Origin of the sequence: Melaminivora alkalimesophila, from assembly GCF_000282995.1 — a bacterium.
In the GTDB taxonomy this organism is placed as follows: Bacteria; Pseudomonadota; Gammaproteobacteria; order Burkholderiales; family Burkholderiaceae_C; genus Melaminivora; species Melaminivora alkalimesophila.
This window is the reverse complement of sequence record NZ_ALEE01000557.1, coordinates 1-420: the sequence shown is the minus strand read 5'-3', so window position 1 is coordinate 420 and position 420 is coordinate 1. Positions and strand designations below refer to the sequence as shown.

Annotated in this window: 1 protein-coding gene; it reads right to left on the bottom strand. The window is 77.1% G+C overall.

Annotated elements, in window-relative coordinates; translation table 11 throughout:
- The coding region (locus A612_RS10900) for an esterase/lipase family protein (protein ID WP_019374516.1) at positions 1-420 on the bottom strand (420 nt) is incomplete at both ends.

Below are 420 nucleotides of genomic sequence, written 5' to 3'. Positions count from 1 at the left end.
CGCGGCGAGCGCGCGCAGCCAGGGACTGTCCGGCACCATCTGGCGCCCGTTGGTGCTGCGCGCGTGCTGCGCCGGCCAAGTGCCGTGGTGCGGCGTGCCGAGGGTGACGAGGCGGTGGGCGCGCTCCTCGGCCCCCGGGACGGCGCGCAGCCAGGCGCGGATCGCGAGTCCCCCCATGCTGTGGCCCACCACCAGCGGCGCGCGGCCCGTGGCGGCCTGCACCCGCTGCACGGCCGCCTCGATGGCGCCGGCGTAGTCATCGATGGAGCCAAAGGCCGGCTCCAGCGTCAGCGCAACGTAGGGATGGCCGCGCGCGCGCAACAGGCGCAGCCACGGCAGCCAGAAACCCCGGTTGCACAGGTAGCCGTGCACCAGCACCACGCCGCGCGCCGCCGGCTGGCCTGGCGCGGGCGGCGGCAG